At 41.5% G+C, this 550-nt stretch carries 2 protein-coding genes; both read left to right on the forward strand.

Annotated elements, in window-relative coordinates:
* Nucleotides 1-213, forward strand: a 213-nt coding sequence (locus ACS8FC_RS20125) for a DUF6953 family protein (RefSeq protein WP_439298088.1), incomplete at its 5' end; no start/stop codon positions are given.
* A gap of 127 nt (nucleotides 214-340) precedes the next feature.
* Nucleotides 341-550, forward strand: a 210-nt coding sequence (locus ACS8FC_RS20130; protein WP_439298089.1) for a terminase small subunit, incomplete at its 3' end; no start/stop codon positions are given.

Raw genomic sequence — 550 nt, forward strand, 5'->3', positions numbered from 1 at the left:
TGCTTGTATCAAGATGATGTAGTTGATTACCTAGTAAAAAACAATGCTAACGATATGCTGAAAGAAAATTCCGATGGTAACGTTGTTCTTAACAACAATGTTCTAAACGCTTTTAAGAAAGCAACTGAAGACAATGTTGTTTGGGTTCGATCGGGATTCTACTGGAGATACAGAGTTGCTGAAGATGAGCCAGGTAGAAATGCTAGAGGTTAATATTAAAGCTGCCGAATAGGTGGCTTTTTTTACGTCTAAAATTTGGTACCACCGTTAGTACCACAATCCCTTTTGCCCTACATTGATTTGCTAGGGCGTTTTTTATACTCGCTGATTGGAGGTGAGCATGGCACAGCCAACAAAGCTTGCACCCATGATGCAACTGTTCGCCCTTGAATATATTATCGACTTTAACGGTAAAGAGGCGGCAATTCGCGCAGGGTATAAGCCAAATTACGCAGGACAGCAAGCGCATAGATTGTTAAACGATGAGCGTGTTTTATCGGCCATTACTGATGCTATCGCTGAGCGTAAAAAGCGCTTATTTATCACGCAG

The sequence above is a fragment of the Psychrobacter sp. 1Y4 genome, from assembly GCF_051847555.1.